Raw genomic sequence first — 18,974 nt, forward strand, 5'->3', positions numbered from 1 at the left:
ACCAACCACCAACCACCAACCACCAACCACCAACCACCAACCACCAACCACCAACCACCAACCACCAACCACCAACCACCAACCACCAACCACCAACCACCAACCACCAACCACCAACCACCAACCACCAACCAACCAACCAACCAACCAACCAACCAACTAACAGTCAACCAATCACAGCATTGTACATTGCACTTAGTGCAATAGAATCACGTAAAAAAGGTAATTGTCCAGACTACGATGCAGAAAGTGCAACAGAAACAGTCATACGAGTGAGACAGGGGCTGCAAAAGTTACTTTCTATTGCAGAAACTGCAACGTAGCTAGAGCGTGGTTAGTTAAACGACGATTAGAGTGTACAAAGTGCAACGTAGCAAGGGGGGGCGGATGAAGAGACGGCTGAGGTAACGTAACAAGGTCCTTCATTTATCAACCAGTTAATCAACGCAGATTGCTGCGCAAGGAAATGGGTTGCTACAGCGCGAAAAAATGGGCAGCTTCAGCGCGAAATCTGCTGGAAAGGCACGGTTGAGTGTGTTGTGAGACTTCTGCAGCGAAAAAATGTGCTGTGCTAAAGAAAAGAACGCCTGAATGCCTGGTGGGCATACGGGCGTTCTTCGTCTTGTTCAATGCTTTTATATGCTCATTTGCTCTAATAAGCTCATTTGCTCTAATAAGCTCATTTGCTCTAATAAGCTCATTTGCTCTAATAAGCTCATTTGCTCTAATAAGCTCATTTGCTCTGATAAGCTCATCTGCTCTAATAAGCTCATTTGCTCTAATATGTTCATCTGCACTAATATGCTCAGCTGCCATTATAAGCTCATCTGATCATTAATTAGTTATTGATATAACGCTCGAATATCGCGCCGAAATCCTTCACGCGGTACTGTTTGTGCGTGTTTACGAGCCAATTGAAGGCAGATTTGTTCAAGCCGTCGAATTGCTCGACAACGTTGAAGTCGCCTTTGTGAATTTGCTGCAAAGTCGTAGACGCGAGATCAAGGCTGCGTCTTGCATATTCAAGCGAGATTTCGTTCTCGCGTGTAATTTCGGAGATTTTGATGAGTGCTTTGTAGAGGTCTTTAAGCTCCTCGATATGCTTTTTGTTCACGTCAATCGAGAAAGGCACGGAGCCAATGGTGAACTTGATCTCAACGTCAAGATCAACCGTTCCCGCTGTTTCCAGCGCAACCTGCGCAATTTGATGGGCGCTGTACGAATAACGTTTAAGCGTACGTTTCTTGCTGAGAGCGCTTGTGCCGTCCAAGTGGATAAGCGCGATATTCGTAAAACAGTATTCGTCGGACTTCGATTTGRTCAGGAAATAGATCTTCTCGTTATCCTCATGCATCACATAGTCGTCAGAATCCGCTTTGCTGAAATCTGCCGGCTTGATAATCGCGCCAATATCGCTTAGTCCAAGCGCGTCTGCAGCTAATTTTCCAAACATCGTACCATTCCTTTCATCATTCCATTAATTACATACTTCCTTATTATATATTAGAAATTGTCAAATATGATGGTTCATTTGTAGGAATTAAACACTTCCAAATGGATAAAATACGAAAATTTCAGCAAACTGAGGAAAGGCGTTTACGCTGCAGATCGGATATTAAGGTGAAGATTGGAGTGCTGTTCCTTTGAGTGAAAAACGAGAAGCACCAAGCTCTCTTCGCAGAGGGCTGAAGGCACGGCATATGACGATGATTTCCTTAGGTGGCTCCATCGGTACGGGGCTTTTTCTCGCAAGCGGCGGGGCTATCCACTCTGCCGGTCCGGGTGGAGCGGTGCTCGCTTACGCCCTAATCGGGTTAATGGTCTATTTCCTGATGACAAGTTTAGGAGAAATGGCCACCTATATGCCTGTATCGGGAACGTTCAGCACTTATGCGACGCGGTTTGTAGATCCTTCACTCGGCTTTGCGCTTGGGTGGAACTATTGGTACAACTGGGCGATTACGATCGCTGCGGAGTTGTCAGCGGCCACGCTGATCATGAAGTTCTGGTTTCCGAACAGCCCCTCTATACTATGGAGCGCACTGTTTCTTTTGTTAATGCTTGGGCTTAACTTACTATCGGTGAAAGGGTATGGCGAGTCCGAGTACTGGTTCGCGATGATTAAAATCATCACCGTCATTATTTTTATCGCGATCGGCTTAATGATGGTTATCGGCATCTGGAATGGAATGGCGGTCGGTGTAAAGAATCTGACTGAAAATCCTTTTCCGGCGGGTTTCTTAGCTACGATAGGCGTGTTTATGGCAGCAGGCTTCTCTTTCCAAGGCACGGAATTAATCGGTGTAACCGCAGGTGAGAGCGAGAACCCACGTGAGAATATCCCTCGAGCGATCCGTTCGATATTTTGGCGCATTCTGCTGTTCTACATCCTTGCCATTCTCCTGATCGGTATGCTGATTCCATACTCGAGCGAGCAGCTTGCAAGCAGTGATATTGCGACGAGCCCTTTCACGATGATTTTTGAAAAGGCAGGGCTGGCGGTTGCCGCTTCCATTATGAACGCAGTCATATTGACCTCCGTGCTGTCTGCAGGCAATTCGGGCATGTATGCCTCGACGCGCATGCTCTGGGTGCTTGCCAAGGAAGGCAAAGCTCCTCGCTTCCTTGCAAGCTTGAATAAACGCGGCGTACCGGTTGCCGCCTTGCTCGTAACGGGAGTGCTAGGGCTGCTGGCATTTCTGGCTTCATTTTTTGGCGACGGGGTTGTGTATGTTTGGCTGCTCAACGCGTCAGGAATGTCTGGCTTCATCGTATGGCTGGGCATTGCGATCAGCCATTACCGTTTTCGTAAAGCCTATATGTATCAAGGGCGGAGGTTGGATGAGTTGGCTTATCTCGCCAAGTGGTTTCCCTTTGGTCCCATCCTAGCCATGCTCCTCTGCATCGTGGTGATCGGCGGCCAATTCATAGGGGCTTTGAATGACGGCCGAATTGACTGGGCGTACATCATTGCTTCATATATAGGCATTCCATTATTCCTTGCTATATTTCTCGGACATAAGTGGAAACACCGCACTCGTATGCTTACGCTCGCAGAGTGCAAGCTAGATCCAGACCATTAAACTTTGATTGCAAAAACAAAAAAAGATCTCAGCTGGCTGCGGCCTGCGGAGATCTTTTTTCACTAAATCAAAAAAACAGTGCAGATTACCCTTTACCCTTAGTCGAAAACTTTGAGCGGAATGGCAAACTCCGGCATGCCAAGCGCATACGCGGTGTACTCATACTGCTCAAAGCTAATCACGATGGCTCCGTGTCTTAAATAGTAAGGGCGGTCAGCCTTAATGCCTTCGAAAGGAGCGATTAAGTCAAGCTTTCGTGCTTTGATCTGGTCATTAATGTTTTTATTGATGATGGATACATAGTTTGCGTTGTTGTTCGCGGCTTGCTTCAAAGAGACGGTTTCGCCGGTACTCAAATCGAACGTATACGGTACGCGTATCGTTGATCCATGGGCACCGCCGAGATCAATGTAGTAGTCTACATAGAGGCTCAAATGGTCGTTTTCATTATACGTAATCGTGTAGGTAGCCTCATAAGCAACGGGAGGATAGTCCACGTCCGGATTTTCGGCCTGCCATTTCTTATTGTCTTGGATCGCCTTAGTGAGGCTTTCCTGAGCGGAGACAGCGAAGGTTTCGGCTTCCTTTTTCAAGTAGGCATTTACTCTGTCCTCAGCTTCTTCGTTCTTGTAGCCTGAAATGACCGGGTAATGGATGATGAGGGATTGTGACTTGTTCACCTCGCTGATCGTTTTGCTAGCGATGGTCAGCTTATTCTCGTCAATGGTTTGAATGCCGATGGTACGCGTAGGCGCGTCATAGGAAATCGTGTAGCCCATCCTCTCCAATAGAAAGCGGAGCGGGATATAGGTGGAGCCATTAGACAGAATGGACATGCTTCCGTAAACGGGCTGGCCGTTCAGTTCGTAGGTTCCCTTGTCTGGCGATGCGATGAAAACTCGATTGCGTCCGATAACGATGGCGGTTCTTGCTTTGGCATCCCAGCTAGTCGCCAGACCAAGCTTTTCGTTTAGCGCGCGAAGACTGATGTACGTTTCACCGTCGACGATGGCTGTAGGCACGGTAGTGCGGATGCCGTCTATAACGAAGGGCTGGGGTACAACGTTCAGCATAGACTCGGCGGCAGCAGCGGTTCCTCCGCCGGGTAGAATGCCGGCTGCTGGCGTGGAAGCGAGGAGCACGGCCGTGACTAGTGCCACGAGCTTTCGGTTTCGTTTGGATGCTTTATTCCATTGAGAGGTCGTTAGAGCCATATCTTATTCCTCCTTCGAATTCATGAAGAGCGAGATAATCACCTGCTTACATGTCAATAAAATAAAGAAGCTGTTACAGGTTTTTAACCGTAGAGCAGCTTCTTCAAACGGAAGTTTTATTTATTTTTTCGTTGCAATGGAGAAAATAACCGTTTTGGCAGCCGCGTCTATTTGAATATTTACATTATCGCTGCCGATCAGCTTCTGCTGCGAGGCGACCTTAGCGCCTGATTCGACTTTTTTGCAAATATTGTTAAACAGCTCCTTGAAGACGGAGGCGTTATAGCCGAACAGCTGGTTGGCGAACTGCTCCACCACCTCTTTGTTCCGTGCGAGCGTGCCTTCTCTCAGCCTCATCGTAATGCCGTACGTATTGTATTGCGGATCGAGCCACACAGCTGCTTCCTCGTCTACTGCCGCAGCGCCGGAAGGGCGGTTCAGCACGCTGTCCTTCTCTGCTTGGTCTTTGAATAGACGGAGTGTCGTTTCGTATAGATCATGGTTCGAGCCGCGTAGTTGGCCAGCTTGGATGAGCGCATCATAAGCATCCCACATCCGTTTGTCTGGGAACACGATGATCTTTTTCCCGCCGCCAAGAGTAGGAATTACGCGCTCCAGCTTCTCGGGAGAGACTGTGATTGCCAATCGTTTCGATTTATCGGTAAGTCGATTCAGTATAACGAGCGATTCCGCGCGGGTAACGGTGTCGCCAACGCCGAAGAAGCCGTTAGGATACCCCTGCATAATGCCTTTTACAAGCGTCTCTGCAATAAATTTCTGCTCGCGCTCCGTTGCGCCCATGATGTCGCCATAGGCTTGAGCCATCTTCTGTCCGAATAGGCCGTCTTCTAAAAACTCGATTTCCTGCAGCGTATAATAAACAATCTCGGCCACATTCTCACGCGTCATATCTGCTTGGAAATCATTATATCTGGTCTTGTTCAGGAAATGAAGATCGCTGGCTACGTCGATGAACTGCTTGGCCCAATAGCCGACAGGGCTCGGTTTGAAATCAAAATATCGGTAATCCTGCTTTAAAATAGCTTGATTCTCTTCGCTGAGCGATTGAAGGAACGGAAGGTTCCAGCTCCGCGAGCCGTTTTGATGCAGGTCAGTGTACGAAAGAACGAGCATTTTGATGAATTGGTCCACCTTTACGGGCTCTTGTGGTCGGAAGGTCCCGTCGGGATATCCGTCTAAAATCCCTTGTTTTACCATATTGGTAATCGTTTTCTCCGCCCAATGGCCTTTAATATCCTTGAATACCGGCGCTGAGGCTGCTGCCGTTGCCTGATCATTCGTGAATGAGCTTGAAAAAACGGTCCCGAAAATGGTGATCATCACTGCGATTAAAGCGAAACGCTTCATAAAAATATCCCCCTAATTTATAAAAAACGATATATTCCGACATTCTTTAGATAACCATATTTATGCGTTATTGAGAATGGGTCTTACGGCATACAGTGTCCATAGGTAATGAGCCCAATTTATTGGAAAAGTCAATTCTGAAAGAGGGAAGTAAGGATCTTAAGACAATGGATAATAATAAAATACAGAAAACGGAAATGAGTTGAAAGAACAATAACGAACAAAAAACGGAGATAAATCATGTGAGAATATTATTTTTTAAAAGCATAATTACTTGTATTGAATAAATGGAAAATAGATACATTGCAGCTTATGAGATAGATTATTTGAAATATTTCCATATATTAAACCATTTGGATCTTTTTTCTGATATGATAATTGAGTCTTAAATCTAGTATTTTAGATCTAGTAAAATTGAATCTTGGTTAGGTTATAGGAGGCGGAGAAATGTCTGTGTTTTCAAAATTCAGAAAAGCAGTTAGTTTGACGGTTGTATCGGCTATGCTGATTATGGCCGTACCGATCGTGAGTGCAGCAAGTGAAGTATTCGATGATATGCAAGGGCACTGGGCCCAAGATGATTTACGCAAATGGGTTTCCAGCGGGTTAATGGAAGGTTATGAAGATGGCATGATTAAACCGGATCGTGCTGTGACTCGTGCTGAATTGATGACACTCATTAATCGCTCATTCAAGTTGATTGAGAAAGAAACGGTCTCCTTTACTGACCTTACGAGCGAAAGCTGGGCTGCTGAGCAGGTGGCGATTGCAGTCAAAGCAGGGTACGTAGAGGGCTATGAGGATGGTACTATTCGTTGGAATAAGCAAGTTACAAGAGAAGAAGCTGCGAGTATGGTGGCGAAACTGCTTAAAATAGATGTGAAAATTGTTACAAGTAAGCAGATATTCAAAGATGCTTCCGATATTGGGAGCTGGAGTAAAGCATCAGTTGAAGCTTTGGTAGATAATAAAATAATAAACGGTTTTCCAGATGGCCGCTTTGATCCGAAAGGGAAGTTTACGAGGGCCCAAAGTATAACTGTGCTTGAGAAGGCCATACAGCACAAGCAAGCTGAGGTGAACTACAATCAAGCGGGCGTGTACGGGCCGGAGAAGAATACGGAGATGGTTAAAGGTAGTGTCGTTGTGTCTTCCCCGGGCGTAACGCTTCGTAATATGGTTATTGAAGGAGATTTAACGCTGACGGCTGCCGTGGGCGAAGGTGACGTGGATTTAAATAATGTAAAAGTAAATGGAAAGATGATTATTTCTGGAGGAGGGCCTCATTCCATACATCTCATAGATTCCAATTTGTTACATATTATTGCGCATAAGCAAAATGGTACTGTGCGAATCGTTGCAAGCGGAACAACGGTAGTGAAGCTTATCACGCTTAAGTCGACTTCGATCATAGAAGAATTAAATTTGTCCGGTGCTGGATTTACTGCTGTGCAGCTGGATAAAGAGCTGCCTGCCGGAGCTGAAATTACGTTTACAGGATCTTTTACAGATGTAGAGGTTTACGGGGCTTTGGTTAAGCTTCTTGCGGTAGCAGGCATGATTGACAACCTTATTGTCCGAGATAACGCATTGGGAGCGGCTATATCAATGGATTCCTCATTTAAAGTTGTGAGATTTGTGCTAGATGCAGCTGCGAAGGTGACAGGAAAAGGTGTGATTGAGAAGGCAATCGTTAACAAAGGCGGTACCGGCACCGTATTCGAGAAACAGCCGAATGTACTCGAAGGCGAAGGTGCAGGCGCTGCGGCACCGGTTGCTGGTGGCGGAGGGGGCGTTTCACCAAGTCCAGCCCCTACGGAAGATGTCTATGAGATTACATCAAGCATGCCTAGTCAATACATGGCAACGCATGAACTTTTGAGTGTGGATGCGGGGAACAAGCTGCTTAATAGAAGCGGTGAACAAGTAAATGATCCTTTTTATATGAATTATTTTCCCTTCTTTGATGTTGAACTCAAGACAAAGTTTAATGCAAACAAACCGTATACAAGAAATGTTCGATTAATGGTTAAAGATTTATCCACGCAAGATGGTGGCTTTAACGATGGTTTGCAGTTGTTTGCATATAATAATGAGGATAGCTCCTTTACAGACATCGTAAAGGCAGGGGTTGGTCCTAATGAAGGCCAATCTATCGAATCGCTCATGAATGATATAGCTAAGTTTTGGAGCTGGACAATCGTCGCCAAGCAAGGCGTCTATACGTTTAAATTACAAATCGTAGATGCGGAGACGAATACGGTTGTTGCTGAGAGTGTGCTTCAGCAGTTGAATGCAGAAAACGCCCTTATGCAAACGATCGAGGTTGATGGATTTGATTTGAATCAAACGCCAAAATATTCCGACCAGCCGATTGGCGAAGGTTATGATCCGCGATACAATTATTATGAGATTATGGTGCCTAACGATACAAATTTAAATGCAGTGAAATTAAGAGCGAACTCAGACACCGAGGGTGCGAGAGTGAGCGTGTTATTGGAAAAAATGATAGGGTATGACGTCGTTCCTTCGCAGACGGATGTTGATGGGGAAACGTTTTACCAAATTCCGCTTCAGCTTGGAAAACATCAGTATGTAACGATTGAATTGGCATTGCCATCCGGTGTCGTTCAGCATTATTCGGTAGTGGTCAGGCGTTTACCTAGAGCAGAGGTAGACGATTATGCAAAGCTTGACGCTGCGGACGTATCCGTTGGTTCAAGTAGAGTGAACGTCCGGTTATTGAACAACGTCACGTCGCCTTCGGTGACAGTCTCTGTTTACGATTCGGCCGATCTCAGCCATCTTCTGGCCACAAGAACATCAATGCCATCGAGAGGGTTTGGGTACAAATCGGTATATGTTGATTTAATTGGATTGCCTCAAAAAGGGACAATATGGGTAGCCGTTAGATTTGATGACACGGGCGAAGAAGTTGTCTTGAAAAAAGCATATAGGATAACTTCTGGAGAGCTTTCGATTTATGATAATGAAATGGAAGGCTTGTCCTTACGTTTTGCGACCGCTGAAGAAGTGAATAATTACAATGAACAAAATGCGGACAGCGCAGGAAAAGGAATTGTGGCAACTTTTAATAAAGAGCAATTGCCTTCGGATATTAAAAACTTCTCCTATTTAAAATTTGAACATACAGGAATTATGACGATTCCAGTGTATGGCGGTCAGGTGGATCCTTACCATGGACCGGTATATGAAGCGGCTGGTGCTGGTTGGACGGAGCAAGCCTTTGCTCAATTTACGAAAGTAGATGTGCCGACTTTTTACCGTATTGTGTTTTACGATATCAATGATGTTCCGTTAGGAATACTTTATTTAAAAGATTTTTTGTTGGCTGAATAAAGCTTAAACTTTTTTGGAAAATAGAAAGCCCGGTCATGCGCCTTTAAGGCGCGGAACCGGGCTTTCCTGTTTATTGATGTCAGAAACACCGTCATGTTTTGGACACCTATGGTACTCTATTTCGTTTGTTTATAAAAATGATAAGCAACAATATCCATTCTTTTATTCAAATAGAACCGATGGGCGTCATGCCGTTGGACGCCGGAGTCCAAATGGAATTGCTCGCAGCCATTGGCAGCCGCTTCCGCTTCGAGCCAGTCGAATAGCAGCTTGGCATAGCCGTTGGAGCGGCTATTCGCGTCGGTGATCAGGTCGTCGACATAAAAATATTTGCCCCAGGCCAGCGATTCGTTAATCCGATATCCGGCAGCGGACTTAGCCTCGCCATCCACGATGGCGGCGACGAGAGTATAGCCGTGTAGGGCTTGCATCCGCCTTACTTTTGCCAAGTAGTCTTCTTTAGTCAAATGAGGGCGAAGCTGCTGGATTAATGGGAATGCGCCGAGAATTTGCTCCTCAGTAGTCAGATTCACGATTTCTGCCATTTGAATTCCTCCCTATAGATAATAAGAAGAGGCTGCCTTAAAGGTATTAAACCTTCAAGAACAGCCTCGCTGTTGCTTCGTTGATAAGCTAAGCCAAGAACAGCCTCGCTGTTGCTTCGTTGATAAGCTAAGCCAAGAACAGCCTCGCTGTTGCTTCGTTGATAAGCTAAGCCAAGAACAGCCTCGCTGCTGCTTCGTTGTTAAGCTTAGCCAAGAACAGCGTCGCTGTTGCTTTGTTGAAAAGCTTAGTCAGGAACAACCTTGCTGCTGCTTTGCTGTTATGCTTAGTCAAGAACAGCGGTGATATGTGCTTTCGTGATGGACCAGTGGGTAGCGGACCATACTTTTTCTTTTTTATCGATATACAAGATTTGCGGAGATTCGTGCTTTACGGACGTGTCTTCGGCAATTTGGTTGGAAACGGGACGGGACTCGATTACTTTCACGAGCACGTAGTCCACATCCTCTCTCGGCTTGCCGTCCAGGTATTGGTTAAACTCTGTATAAGCGTTCGCGCTAACAGGGCACGTCGTGCTGTGCTTGAATACGACGAGCGGGCGAGTAGCGGAAGCTTCGTAAACGTTATTCCATTCTTCAATGGACGTAATTTCTTTCAAAGACATAGGGAACACTCCTTATATTCTGCTTTGCAGATGATAGTTACTTACAACTCTATATGTATTATAGCTCTTTTTGCCGATTAAAGTCATCTTTGATCGAGTGGAAAATGAAAGCTTGTCGATGAATCCAATGAATCCGATGAATCCTGATCATCCAAACGTTCTGTAATAATTATTTGAAAAGAAGACAACTACTAAGTAGGCGCCGGGTGCCCTGAACGCCGAGAAATCCTCAATCAAACCGAAACGAACAAACGACGTTATTGGTTGTTAACAAGTTTGTGACAAGTTGATCACGTTACGGATACATGCAAGGTTTATATTGTTATAAATATGACTTATAAGGAATGGATATGGAGAAAACTAAAATTTTAATTATTGAAGATGAAGCTGCAATCGCAGATATACTGGAATACGGTCTAAATATGGAAGGTTATGAAACGGAAAAAGCCTATACAGGTGCGAACGGTCTTAAGGCGCTTGCGTCTTTCAAGCCGAATTTGCTCATTCTCGATTGGATGCTTCCAGATCAAAGTGGATTAGATATCTGTAAGCAAGTAACGGCAGCTTATAATATCCCAATCTTGATGATTACGGCTAAATCCGATATTACTGACAAAATATTAGGGCTCGAATTTGGTGCGGATGACTACATTACGAAGCCTTTTGATTTAAGAGAAGTCATTGCAAGAATCCGTACCATTCTTAGACGGGTCGCACAAGCCAATCGGCATGCAGATGGCAATACCGAACAAGAAGATCAGGTGATTCACTTTAAGGAGATCGAGATCGCTATTAGTGAGAGAGTGGTCAAGAAAAGCGGAAAGGAGATTGAATTGACTCCTAAGGAATATGATCTCCTGCTGAAGCTTTATACAAATAGGGGGAAAATTTTCACTCGAACGGAGCTGCTGGATTACGTATGGGGATACGATTACACCGGAGACACGAGAACAGTGGATACGCATATTCAACGACTGCGCAAAAAACTGGATGCAGCGGACTTGATTACGACCGTATTCAGTATTGGCTACAAATTCAACAAGCATGTGGACACTTCCTATGATCCGCACGATTAGGGCCAAGTTCATCCTCGGTTTTTTTGTTATTTTCACTGTTTTTTTCTTAATCCTAAATCAGTGGGTGACAAGGAATATTGAAGCCGGCAACCGGAGCGCGATTTCCGATAGTTTGATTGATTTGAAAAAAAACAGCAACAACTATATACGTCAATCCTTCTTAACGCATCACTTTACAAGCGATGAGATTTACTTTGAGCAAATTGCAGAGGACATGGGAACGGATCTGCAGCATACAGCTTCCGGCGGCGTCGGTATGTATTCGCTGGCAGGCGAACTGCTTTATACTTCTGATCAGAGCAACTTTAAAGCAGGCGGAGATGATCTGGCAAAGGCCATGCAGGGAAAAACAGCCTATACGATTGCAAAGATTAACGGGGAAGTTTCCATCCTCTATGCCTATCCCGTTGTTGTCAATGGCACGAAAGTAGGCATCATACGCTTTGCCAAAGATTTCACTCCGCTTTACGAGCAAAGTAGAGCCATGCAGCGCACGATATTTTTTATCGCGTTAGCGGTATTTACTGCAGCATTTCTGTTCTCCTATATCCTCTCGCGCCATGTTACGGTTCCGTTAGTTAAGCTGATGCAAGCCTCGAATGAGGTGAAAGATGGAAATCTACACGTTCGCATCGCTTTCAAGCGAAAGGATGAGATCGGCAGCCTTGCCACTAACTTCAGCAGCATGATTGAGAAGCTCAGAGAGCAATTCCTAACCATTGAGAAGGACCGGGATCGGCTTGAAGAGCTGATCGATCATCGAAAGCGTTTTTTTGATAATGTGACCCATGAGCTGAAAACACCACTTACGACGATTATGGGTTACTCCGAAATCATACTGATGAATGGTGCGAAAGATCCGGTGATTTTTCGAAAAGGAATGGGCCATATTATGGATGAGAGCAAAAGGCTGCATGACATGGTTTTGAGGCTTCTGGAAATGTCCAAGGCATCCGAAGGCGGCAATAACTTTGAAAGAGTAGATGCAGCCCGTATATTACGGGATGTATCCGAGTCGATGGCGATCAAAGCGAAGCGGTACAAAAAAACGATTCATTGCAAAGCTAGTCATGATTTGTTCGTTTATGGTCAATCAGACCGGCTGCGTCAGCTCTTTATCAATCTGCTGGATAATGCGATTAAATATTCGTCTGCAAACTCGGAAATAGAGGTTACGGCCCATCTGGATGCCCAAGCGGTCAGAATCGTGGTTACCAATGAAGGGGAAACGATCAGTCCGAGTAATCTGGAAAAAATTTTCGAGCCGTACTATAGGGCCGGAAACGTCGTTAATGAAGAAGTGAGCGCAGGTCTTGGCCTCAGTATAAGTAAGTCTATTGTGGACGAGCACCAAGGTCTTATTCGGATCACAAGTAACAATGGGCAGACGAGCGTGCAAATTGAGCTTTCGTTCATGAATGCCGAGAGGAAATGAATATGAGAAGCAGAGCCGTCTATCTCGCATTAATAACCGTTATTTGCTGTTTGCTGGCAGGCTGCCAGGGGACGAAGAGAAGCGAGACGATTATTATTGAAGATCATGAGGACCAGCAGGCTACAAACGACGAGCTGTCCCTTTTTGAAGTCAAGACCATCTATCCTGTAATGGAAGGAAAATCTGACCTCGTATACCCACTTGGCTGGAGCGATGAAAACGCCTTAATCACACTAGGGGCAAAAAATTACAAGTTTGCATCGACGATTAACCGCGTGGAGTTTCCTTATGTATCCCAATCCAAACTATGGGATGAGAGCAATAGCATATTTCTATTTGATAATTCAATAGCGTTATCTCCTGATGGTCAGAAGGTTGCTTTTCCAGTTGTGGAGAATGGTGCCTTCGCTCTCAAATTGTTTTCGCTTACAGGAGACAACAATGAGCTGCTCGGAGCGATCACAACCGATCAATTGCGTTTTGTCCGGATGACATGGTCTAGCAATAGTCGTTTCCTAAGCTATTCATTTATGAACGAAGTGGATAAGCAGGTGAAAATCGGCGTTTTTGATATGGAAACTAGGGATACAAAGTGGTATTCTATAGCGCATAATGAGACTGATTTTAAAGAGTTTGTTTCACTGCATTCGGTTCATGTTTCTGATGATGGGAAAAGTGCGGCCATTGTAAAATATGAAGCCAAGCAGTTGATGCTTGTGATCGGCCAATGGAGCGGGGACAAATTCAAGAGCAAATACGAGCATCCGATTAGCTCTGATGGATGGGTGGAGTGGATTCATCAGGATCAGATCGCATTCGTCGGATCGGATCGAAACTTGTACGCTTATGACCAGCGAAATGCTGTGGTGTCTCTTTTGTTAAGGGATATTGGGCTTTTTCGATTATCTGATGACCGGAAATTTATCGCTTTTTGTCAGGATGGAGATTCCGTTTTTGCAGCCAGACTGTATGGGAATAATGTGTTAAACATGAAACAGATTTATAAAGGAATCATTCCGGCTCAAATGGCCTGGAGTCCAAATAACGGGAAGTTATTGCTTAGTGGATCAAAATTGTACGATATTGCTCAACCTATGTCGGAAGCACAAGTAGCAAAGGGCATGCAGAGCCTAGTCATTGCATTTAAATAAGAACGGAGATGAAGAGCACAGCTTCTGCTTAACGGCAGAAGCTGTGCTTTTTTAGTGCGTAAAATTTTTATGAATAAGTAGGTGTTTATGATTTAAAAGTCTGGAAAATAGAAGGCGTACACAACTTGTTTACATGCCAGCGAAGTGGGTGAGACATCTCTGAACTATAGTTGATTTTAAGAGATGACCACTACTACTATCATTCGCTAGGAGGCGCCATGAAAACTTATAAAAAACGCAAACAGACCGTGAAAGCCATCGCTATTTTCTTTCTATTGTTCATTACTACGGTAGGAGGTGTTGCTGCTTGGAGTATCAGTAACTCGGACGAGAAAAATCCCATACTGACCGAACATTCATATGAATATCCGATTAAGCTATCTCCTCCTTCATCTTCTCAAACACAGAAGTATAAAATTATGATCGATCCGGGGCATGGAGGAAAAGATCCGGGTGCTACGGGGGCAAGCGGGAATTACGAGAGGGACTATACGCTCACCCTTGCGAAGAAGGTATTCGATTTGCTCAGAGATGATCCGATGTTTGAGCCGCGAATGACGAGAACGACAGATGTGTTCGTTGAATTGGAGGATCGCGCAGCTATGGCTAACGAATGGCAGGCTGATGCCCTATTGGCAATCCACGGGAATACGTATACGGATGATAGCGCAAACGGAACGGAGACGTTACACACACATGATGACAGCAATTTATTAGCCCAAACCGTTCAAAAGAACGTAATCAAAGCTTTAGGATTTCGAGACCGAGGAGTGAAGGAGGAACGGCTAAAGGTACTTTCGCTTAGCGAAATGCCGGCAGCACTCGTTGAGGTCGGTTATCTAACCAACGCTGGGGAAGAAGCTGTAATGCTCAGCACGGATGGACAAAACGCAGCAGCAAAGGGCATCGTAGAAGGCTTAAAGCAATATTTCTTACAATATGGCGAGCATCCCTCTAGTCAGGAGGAACAACAATTGGATGGTTCTCATGAATATAGGGATGAGGAGCTTCCGAATGTAGATTCAAGCGTTAATATCGATAAGAAGATGTACTACAACGGCTCGGCAGAAGATGGAAAGCAAGTTGCATTGACTTTCGATGATGGGCCAGATACGGAGATCACCTCCGAAATTTTGGACATTTTGAAAGAAAATGAGATAAAGGCGACTTTTTTTATTATGGGAAAACAAGCGAAGGCCCATCCTGAGATGGTGAAACGAATCGTAAAAGAAGGACATGTGATAGCCAACCACTCGTGGTCACATCCTAATTTCAACAAACTGACCATCGAAGAATCATTGAAGCAAATAAAGGATACACAGGATCAATTGGAAGCCATTTCCGGGTTGCGACCTCTGTTGTTTCGGCCTCCCTATGGGGAATTGAACGAGGAAAGAGTACAGGCTGTACATGAGCTGAACATGGCTGTTGTGAATTGGTCAGTGGATACGATGGATTGGTCGGGGAATACGGCATCAGATATATTGAAAATCGTGGACAAACAAATGTATCCCGGGGGGATTGTATTACAGCATTCTACCGGTAAAAGAGAAAATACGGTCGAAGCACTCGAACTCATGATTCCACAATTGCGAGACAAAGGATACACATTTGTTACGGTGTCGGAAATGCTGCACTTGCAAGGTTACCAAGATGCTTAGTGTGTGAACTGTGAAGTTATGTGAACGGTGAAGTTATAAGTTATGTGAACGGCGATGATTGGCATGGACTGCAACGCAATCGTCCATTCAGCAACAACGATTCATTCATGGTATGAAACAAGTCCTAAGCAAGTACGAAACAAGTGCGAGACAAGTGCGAGACAAGTACGAAATAAGTGCGAAACAAGTGCGAAGTAAGAACAAATAAGTACAAACAAATAAGTACAAACAAATAAGTACAAACAATCACGAAACAAGTAAAAACAAGAGGTAACCATATGGATGGCTGCTTCTTGTTTTTTGGCGTCCTGAACGGTTCCCGCATCGGCTGCACTATTTCTATAAAAGCCATAATTTTAGCTTAATAAACACGTCAGCTGTAGGATTCCCGGTATATATAAATGAACCCGTTGCAATTGAAATTGGCGCATGCTATGATGGCATAAGTCGAAATGACCGTTTTGGTTTTTTGGTCAGTATTTAAGATGTTTCGGGTCGGAGGTGTTGGAGTGTCAATTGATCGACGACAGCAGGTTGTGGATGCGGCAGCCAAATCTTTTGCGTTGTTTGGCTACAAAGCGACGACGATGGATCAGGTTGCTAAGATCGCGAATGTGGGCAAGGGAACGATCTATACGTTTTTTTCGAATAAAGAAGAGCTGTTTCATGAGATTATGAGAAAGCTGATTATGGAAATGAAGCAGGTAGCAGAAAAGGTTCTCGATCCGAATCGCGGTTTTTTCGAGAATTTGCATGCGGCGCTGGAGCAGCTGCTTGAGTTCCGCGAGGAGCATGAGCTTGCGCTTAAGCTATCCCATGAGGTGCGTGAGATCGGTACGCCGATGGCAGTGGAAGGCATGCAGCAAATTGAGAGAGCGGTTGTAGGCTACATCCAAAACCAGGTGCAGCAGGCGATGGATAAAGGCGAGATTAAACCATGCAACCCGGAGATCACGGCATTTGTAATGCTGAGATTGTATATGGCACTGACGGTGGATTGGAAAAAAACGCATGAACCGCTGGATAAGCAGCAAGTAGCGGAGCAGCTGCGATTTTATATGCAAGTAGGATTGGCTCCGGAATAGCCTGGATGCCTTTTTTTACATCATAAAATGACTAAATGACAATAATGGTCAATTAGTAATGAGGAGAGTGGACGCGTTGAAGTTCAGAGGATTGAAACAGTTTGGCAAAGAACTAACCGGAATTGCAGGCAACAAGATGCTGCTCATATCCGTTATCGGCGTACTTATGATCCCGCTTATGTATTCATCGATGTTTTTGGGCGCTTTCTGGGATCCTTACGGACATTTGGACAAAATGCCAGTAGCTATCGTCAATGCCGATAAGGGATATACGTATAACGACGAAACGCTGCATATTGGCGACGATTTCGAGGAACAGCTAAAGGAAAACGAAAAGTTTGAATGGCATTTCGTAAGCAAGGCAGAAGCGGAAGCGGGGATGGAGGATCACAGCTATTATATGGCTATTGAGATTCCGGCTGATTTCTCCGAGAAAACAACGACGCTCACTTCGGATGAGCCTACGCCTGCACAGCTGACTTACTTGGCTAACGAGAGCTACAACTTTCTAGCCTCCCAAATTGGCAGCAAAGCGGTAGACACGATGAAGGTTGAGCTTGGACGTGAAGTGACGGCGGCGTACACGCGTACCGTATTTGGGCAAATAGAGGAGCTCGCTGACGGAATCGGGGCGGCGAGCGACGGTGCCGGCGTGATTGCCGACGGCACGACGAAAGCGAAGGATGGAGCCGTGCTCATCGAGCGCAATCTTGCAAAGCTCGTCAGCGGATCGATGACGCTGAAGGAAGGTGTCGCCAAGCTGAACGATGGCGGCGCGGCGCTTGGAAAAGGCAGTGCCGAGCTTAGCGCAGGCACTGCAGGGTTGGCGAGCGGCCTGGCGCAGCTGCAGGCTGCGCAGCAGCAGCTTGGCGCCGGAGCAGCATCGCTAGGCGAAGGCGCGGGTTCGCTTGGCGCCGGAGCGGCGAAGCTCAGCGACGGGATGGCGCAGCTGGCTGGAGCAAGCGGGCAGCTGGCGGAAGGGGCATTGGACGCGCAGCGGGCTGCGGGGCAGCTGGCGGGCGCGCTGAAGGAGTCTTCAGCAGGCGAGGAGCAGCTGAAGGCTGGGGCTGCGGAGCTGGCGAATGGGCTGGCGCAGCTTGGTCAGTCGAATCCGGAGCTGGCTTCGAGCGACGGCTTTGCTTCGCTGCTGAAGGCTAGCCGCGAGCTGGCTGCAGGATTAGAGAAATCCGCTGCCGGCCAAGATCAGTTGAGCGGTGGTGCTGCCAAGCTTAATGACGGACTGGTGAAGGTCGCGGAAGGCCTAGGAAGCTTCGATGAGAAAACGCAGGAAGCGGCGGCTGGCGGCAAGCAATTAGGTGTTGGTGCGGAGCAGGTCATAGCAGGAGCAGAAAAGTTTGCCGGCGGCATGACTCAGTTTGGCGACAAGCTGAAAGAAGCTAGCGGCGGTGCGGCTAAGCTTGCAGCTGGAGCGAAGCAGCTGGATAGCGGAGCATCAACGCTTACGGCGGGGCTTTCGCAGCTGTCGACAAGCATAACTCCATTTGTAGACGGGTCTGCAGCTCTGGAGGATGGCGCGAAGCAAGTCGCTACTGGGCTGTTGAAGCTGGAAGACGGTACGCAGGAGCTTTCCGGCAAGCTGGGTGATGCATCGGACAAAACCGCGGATTTGAATCTGTCCGATGCGATGATCGATATGTTCTCGGATCCGGTTAAGCTCGATGTCGAGAAAATAACCGAGGTCGACAACTATGGAACGGGACTCGCTCCCTACTTCCTATCGCTGGGCTTGTTCGTTGGCGCAATGCTGCTAACGATCGTGTACTCCGTGCGCGAGCCTGCTGTTCGTCCGGACAGCGGCTGGAGCTGGTTTTGGAGCAAGGCGCTTACCTTGTCGCTCATCGGCATCATCCAAGCGTTAATTGCTGACGCAGCGCTTCTATTCGTACTGAAGCTTGAAGTGCAGAGTGTGGGACTATTCGTGTTTTATTCCATTTTGACTAGCTTAACGTTTATGATGATCATTCAGTTCTTGGTTGCATCGATGGGCAATCCCGGGCGTTTTATCGCCGTAATATTGCTAATCTTCCAGTTGACGAGCTCCGCGGGGACGTTCCCGATCGAGCTTGTACCAGGCTGGCTGCAAAAGATCTCTCCATTCCTGCCCATGACCTATGCGGTAGCGGGCTTTAGGGATATCGTATCGAGTGGCGATTACAGCTCAATGGGCAGAGATATTGCGACTCTTGCAGGTATTGCGCTTCTATTCGCCGTGTTATCCTATCTTTACTTCACGCTGTCTCACCGCAAAATCAAAAAAGAAAGCATAGAGCAGCCGGTAGTCCCGGTTATTTAACAGCATTCTTTTGGGATTCTAGCTGATGGATGGCAGTAAGAAGTTAATAGGGTTATAAA

Annotated in this window: 15 protein-coding genes; 9 read left to right on the forward strand and 6 right to left on the reverse strand. The window is 46.1% G+C overall.

Annotated elements, in window-relative coordinates:
* On the forward strand, window positions 1-323 hold a 323-nt coding region (locus tag AB4Z29_RS22515; RefSeq protein WP_441945229.1), incomplete at its 5' end, for a hypothetical protein.
* Window positions 324-474: 151 nt separating this feature from the next.
* Here AB4Z29_RS22515 and AB4Z29_RS22520 read toward each other — a convergent pair.
* Complete coding sequence (locus AB4Z29_RS22520) at window positions 475-816, reverse strand: hypothetical protein (protein ID WP_441945230.1); 342 nt, start codon at window positions 814-816, stop codon at window positions 475-477.
* Between the two features lie 22 nt (window positions 817-838).
* On the reverse strand, window positions 839-1,453 hold the full coding sequence (locus tag AB4Z29_RS22525; RefSeq protein WP_441945231.1) for a PH domain-containing protein: 615 nt from the start codon (window positions 1,451-1,453) through the stop codon (window positions 839-841).
* Between the two features lie 247 nt (window positions 1,454-1,700).
* On the opposite strand from AB4Z29_RS22525, the gene AB4Z29_RS22530 reads away from it, so the two are divergent.
* Window positions 1,701-3,083 carry an amino acid permease gene (locus AB4Z29_RS22530; protein WP_441945354.1) on the forward strand — a complete coding sequence of 461 codons (1,383 nt, stop codon included), beginning with the start codon at window positions 1,701-1,703 and terminating at the stop codon, window positions 3,081-3,083.
* 98 nt (window positions 3,084-3,181) lie between these two features.
* Here AB4Z29_RS22530 and AB4Z29_RS22535 read toward each other — a convergent pair whose 3' ends face one another.
* Together AB4Z29_RS22535 and AB4Z29_RS22540 are read right to left on the reverse strand one after the other, a co-directional pair.
* Window positions 3,182-4,297, reverse strand: coding sequence for a stalk domain-containing protein (locus AB4Z29_RS22535; protein ID WP_441945232.1), 1,116 nt, complete (start codon window positions 4,295-4,297; stop codon window positions 3,182-3,184).
* Window positions 4,298-4,417: 120 nt separating this feature from the next.
* Entirely contained in the window at window positions 4,418-5,665 is a 1,248-nt protein-coding gene (locus AB4Z29_RS22540) for an S-layer homology domain-containing protein (protein WP_441945233.1), read from the reverse strand.
* Window positions 5,666-6,112: 447 nt separating this feature from the next.
* On the opposite strand from AB4Z29_RS22540, the gene AB4Z29_RS22545 reads away from it, so the two are divergent.
* Window positions 6,113-9,025, forward strand: coding sequence for an S-layer homology domain-containing protein (locus AB4Z29_RS22545; RefSeq protein ID WP_441945234.1), 2,913 nt, complete (start codon window positions 6,113-6,115; stop codon window positions 9,023-9,025).
* Between the two features lie 116 nt (window positions 9,026-9,141).
* Here the strand turns inward: AB4Z29_RS22545 and AB4Z29_RS22550 are convergent, their stop codons facing one another.
* Complete coding sequence (locus tag AB4Z29_RS22550; protein ID WP_441945235.1) at window positions 9,142-9,570, reverse strand: GNAT family N-acetyltransferase; 429 nt, start codon at window positions 9,568-9,570, stop codon at window positions 9,142-9,144.
* A 284-nt stretch (window positions 9,571-9,854) separates the two neighbouring features.
* The gene (ytxJ, locus tag AB4Z29_RS22555) at window positions 9,855-10,193 is read right to left on the reverse strand and encodes a bacillithiol system redox-active protein YtxJ (protein ID WP_441945236.1); all 339 of its coding nucleotides are present in this window, start codon (window positions 10,191-10,193) and stop codon (window positions 9,855-9,857) included.
* Window positions 10,194-10,543: 350 nt separating this feature from the next.
* Between ytxJ and AB4Z29_RS22560 the strand changes: the two genes are divergently transcribed.
* The 6 genes from AB4Z29_RS22560 to AB4Z29_RS22585 all read left to right on the forward strand — a co-directional run bounded on the left by AB4Z29_RS22560 (window position 10,544) and on the right by AB4Z29_RS22585 (window position 18,915).
* On the forward strand, window positions 10,544-11,269 hold the full coding sequence (locus AB4Z29_RS22560) for a response regulator transcription factor (protein ID WP_441945237.1): 726 nt from the start codon (window positions 10,544-10,546) through the stop codon (window positions 11,267-11,269).
* Window positions 11,253-12,704: a sensor histidine kinase gene (locus tag AB4Z29_RS22565; RefSeq protein ID WP_441945238.1), complete on the forward strand. Its 1,452-nt coding sequence runs from the start codon at window positions 11,253-11,255 to the stop codon at window positions 12,702-12,704. Before AB4Z29_RS22560 ends, AB4Z29_RS22565 begins: the two co-directional genes overlap by 17 nt.
* Window positions 12,705-12,706: 2 nt before the next feature.
* Window positions 12,707-13,855, forward strand: coding sequence for a hypothetical protein (locus tag AB4Z29_RS22570; RefSeq protein ID WP_441945239.1), 1,149 nt, complete (start codon window positions 12,707-12,709; stop codon window positions 13,853-13,855).
* A gap of 218 nt (window positions 13,856-14,073) precedes the next feature.
* A complete protein-coding gene (locus AB4Z29_RS22575) occupies window positions 14,074-15,516 on the forward strand; it encodes an N-acetylmuramoyl-L-alanine amidase (RefSeq protein ID WP_441945240.1) in 1,443 nt (480 codons plus the stop codon).
* 485 nt (window positions 15,517-16,001) lie between these two features.
* Window positions 16,002-16,601: a TetR/AcrR family transcriptional regulator gene (locus tag AB4Z29_RS22580; protein WP_441945355.1), complete on the forward strand. Its 600-nt coding sequence runs from the start codon at window positions 16,002-16,004 to the stop codon at window positions 16,599-16,601.
* A 76-nt stretch (window positions 16,602-16,677) separates the two neighbouring features.
* On the forward strand, window positions 16,678-18,915 hold the full coding sequence (locus AB4Z29_RS22585; RefSeq protein ID WP_441945241.1) for a YhgE/Pip family protein: 2,238 nt from the start codon (window positions 16,678-16,680) through the stop codon (window positions 18,913-18,915).
* Window positions 18,916-18,974 lie beyond the last annotated feature (59 nt).

This window comes from Paenibacillus sp. 2TAB23, from assembly GCF_052115165.1.
In the GTDB taxonomy this organism is placed as follows: domain Bacteria; phylum Bacillota; class Bacilli; order Paenibacillales; family Paenibacillaceae; genus Pristimantibacillus.

Bases quoted from the DNA above. Each gene is read 5' to 3' on its own strand.
- AB4Z29_RS22565 (WP_441945238.1), top strand. From the start codon at position 11,253: ATGATCCGCACGATTAGGGCCAAGTTCATCCTCGGTTTTTTTGTTATT.
- AB4Z29_RS22535 (WP_441945232.1), bottom strand. From the start codon at position 4,297: ATGGCTCTAACGACCTCTCAATGGAATAAAGCATCCAAACGAAACCGA.
- AB4Z29_RS22540 (WP_441945233.1), bottom strand. From the start codon at position 5,665: ATGAAGCGTTTCGCTTTAATCGCAGTGATGATCACCATTTTCGGGACC.
- AB4Z29_RS22545 (WP_441945234.1), top strand. From the start codon at position 6,113: ATGTCTGTGTTTTCAAAATTCAGAAAAGCAGTTAGTTTGACGGTTGTA.
- AB4Z29_RS22550 (WP_441945235.1), bottom strand. From the start codon at position 9,570: ATGGCAGAAATCGTGAATCTGACTACTGAGGAGCAAATTCTCGGCGCA.
- AB4Z29_RS22580 (WP_441945355.1), top strand. From the start codon at position 16,002: ATGTTTCGGGTCGGAGGTGTTGGAGTGTCAATTGATCGACGACAGCAG.
- AB4Z29_RS22530 (WP_441945354.1), top strand. From the start codon at position 1,701: ATGACGATGATTTCCTTAGGTGGCTCCATCGGTACGGGGCTTTTTCTC.
- AB4Z29_RS22520 (WP_441945230.1), bottom strand. From the start codon at position 816: ATGGCAGCTGAGCATATTAGTGCAGATGAACATATTAGAGCAAATGAG.
- ytxJ (WP_441945236.1), bottom strand. From the start codon at position 10,193: ATGTCTTTGAAAGAAATTACGTCCATTGAAGAATGGAATAACGTTTAC.
- AB4Z29_RS22575 (WP_441945240.1), top strand. From the start codon at position 14,074: ATGAAAACTTATAAAAAACGCAAACAGACCGTGAAAGCCATCGCTATT.
- AB4Z29_RS22570 (WP_441945239.1), top strand. From the start codon at position 12,707: ATGAGAAGCAGAGCCGTCTATCTCGCATTAATAACCGTTATTTGCTGT.
- AB4Z29_RS22560 (WP_441945237.1), top strand. From the start codon at position 10,544: ATGGAGAAAACTAAAATTTTAATTATTGAAGATGAAGCTGCAATCGCA.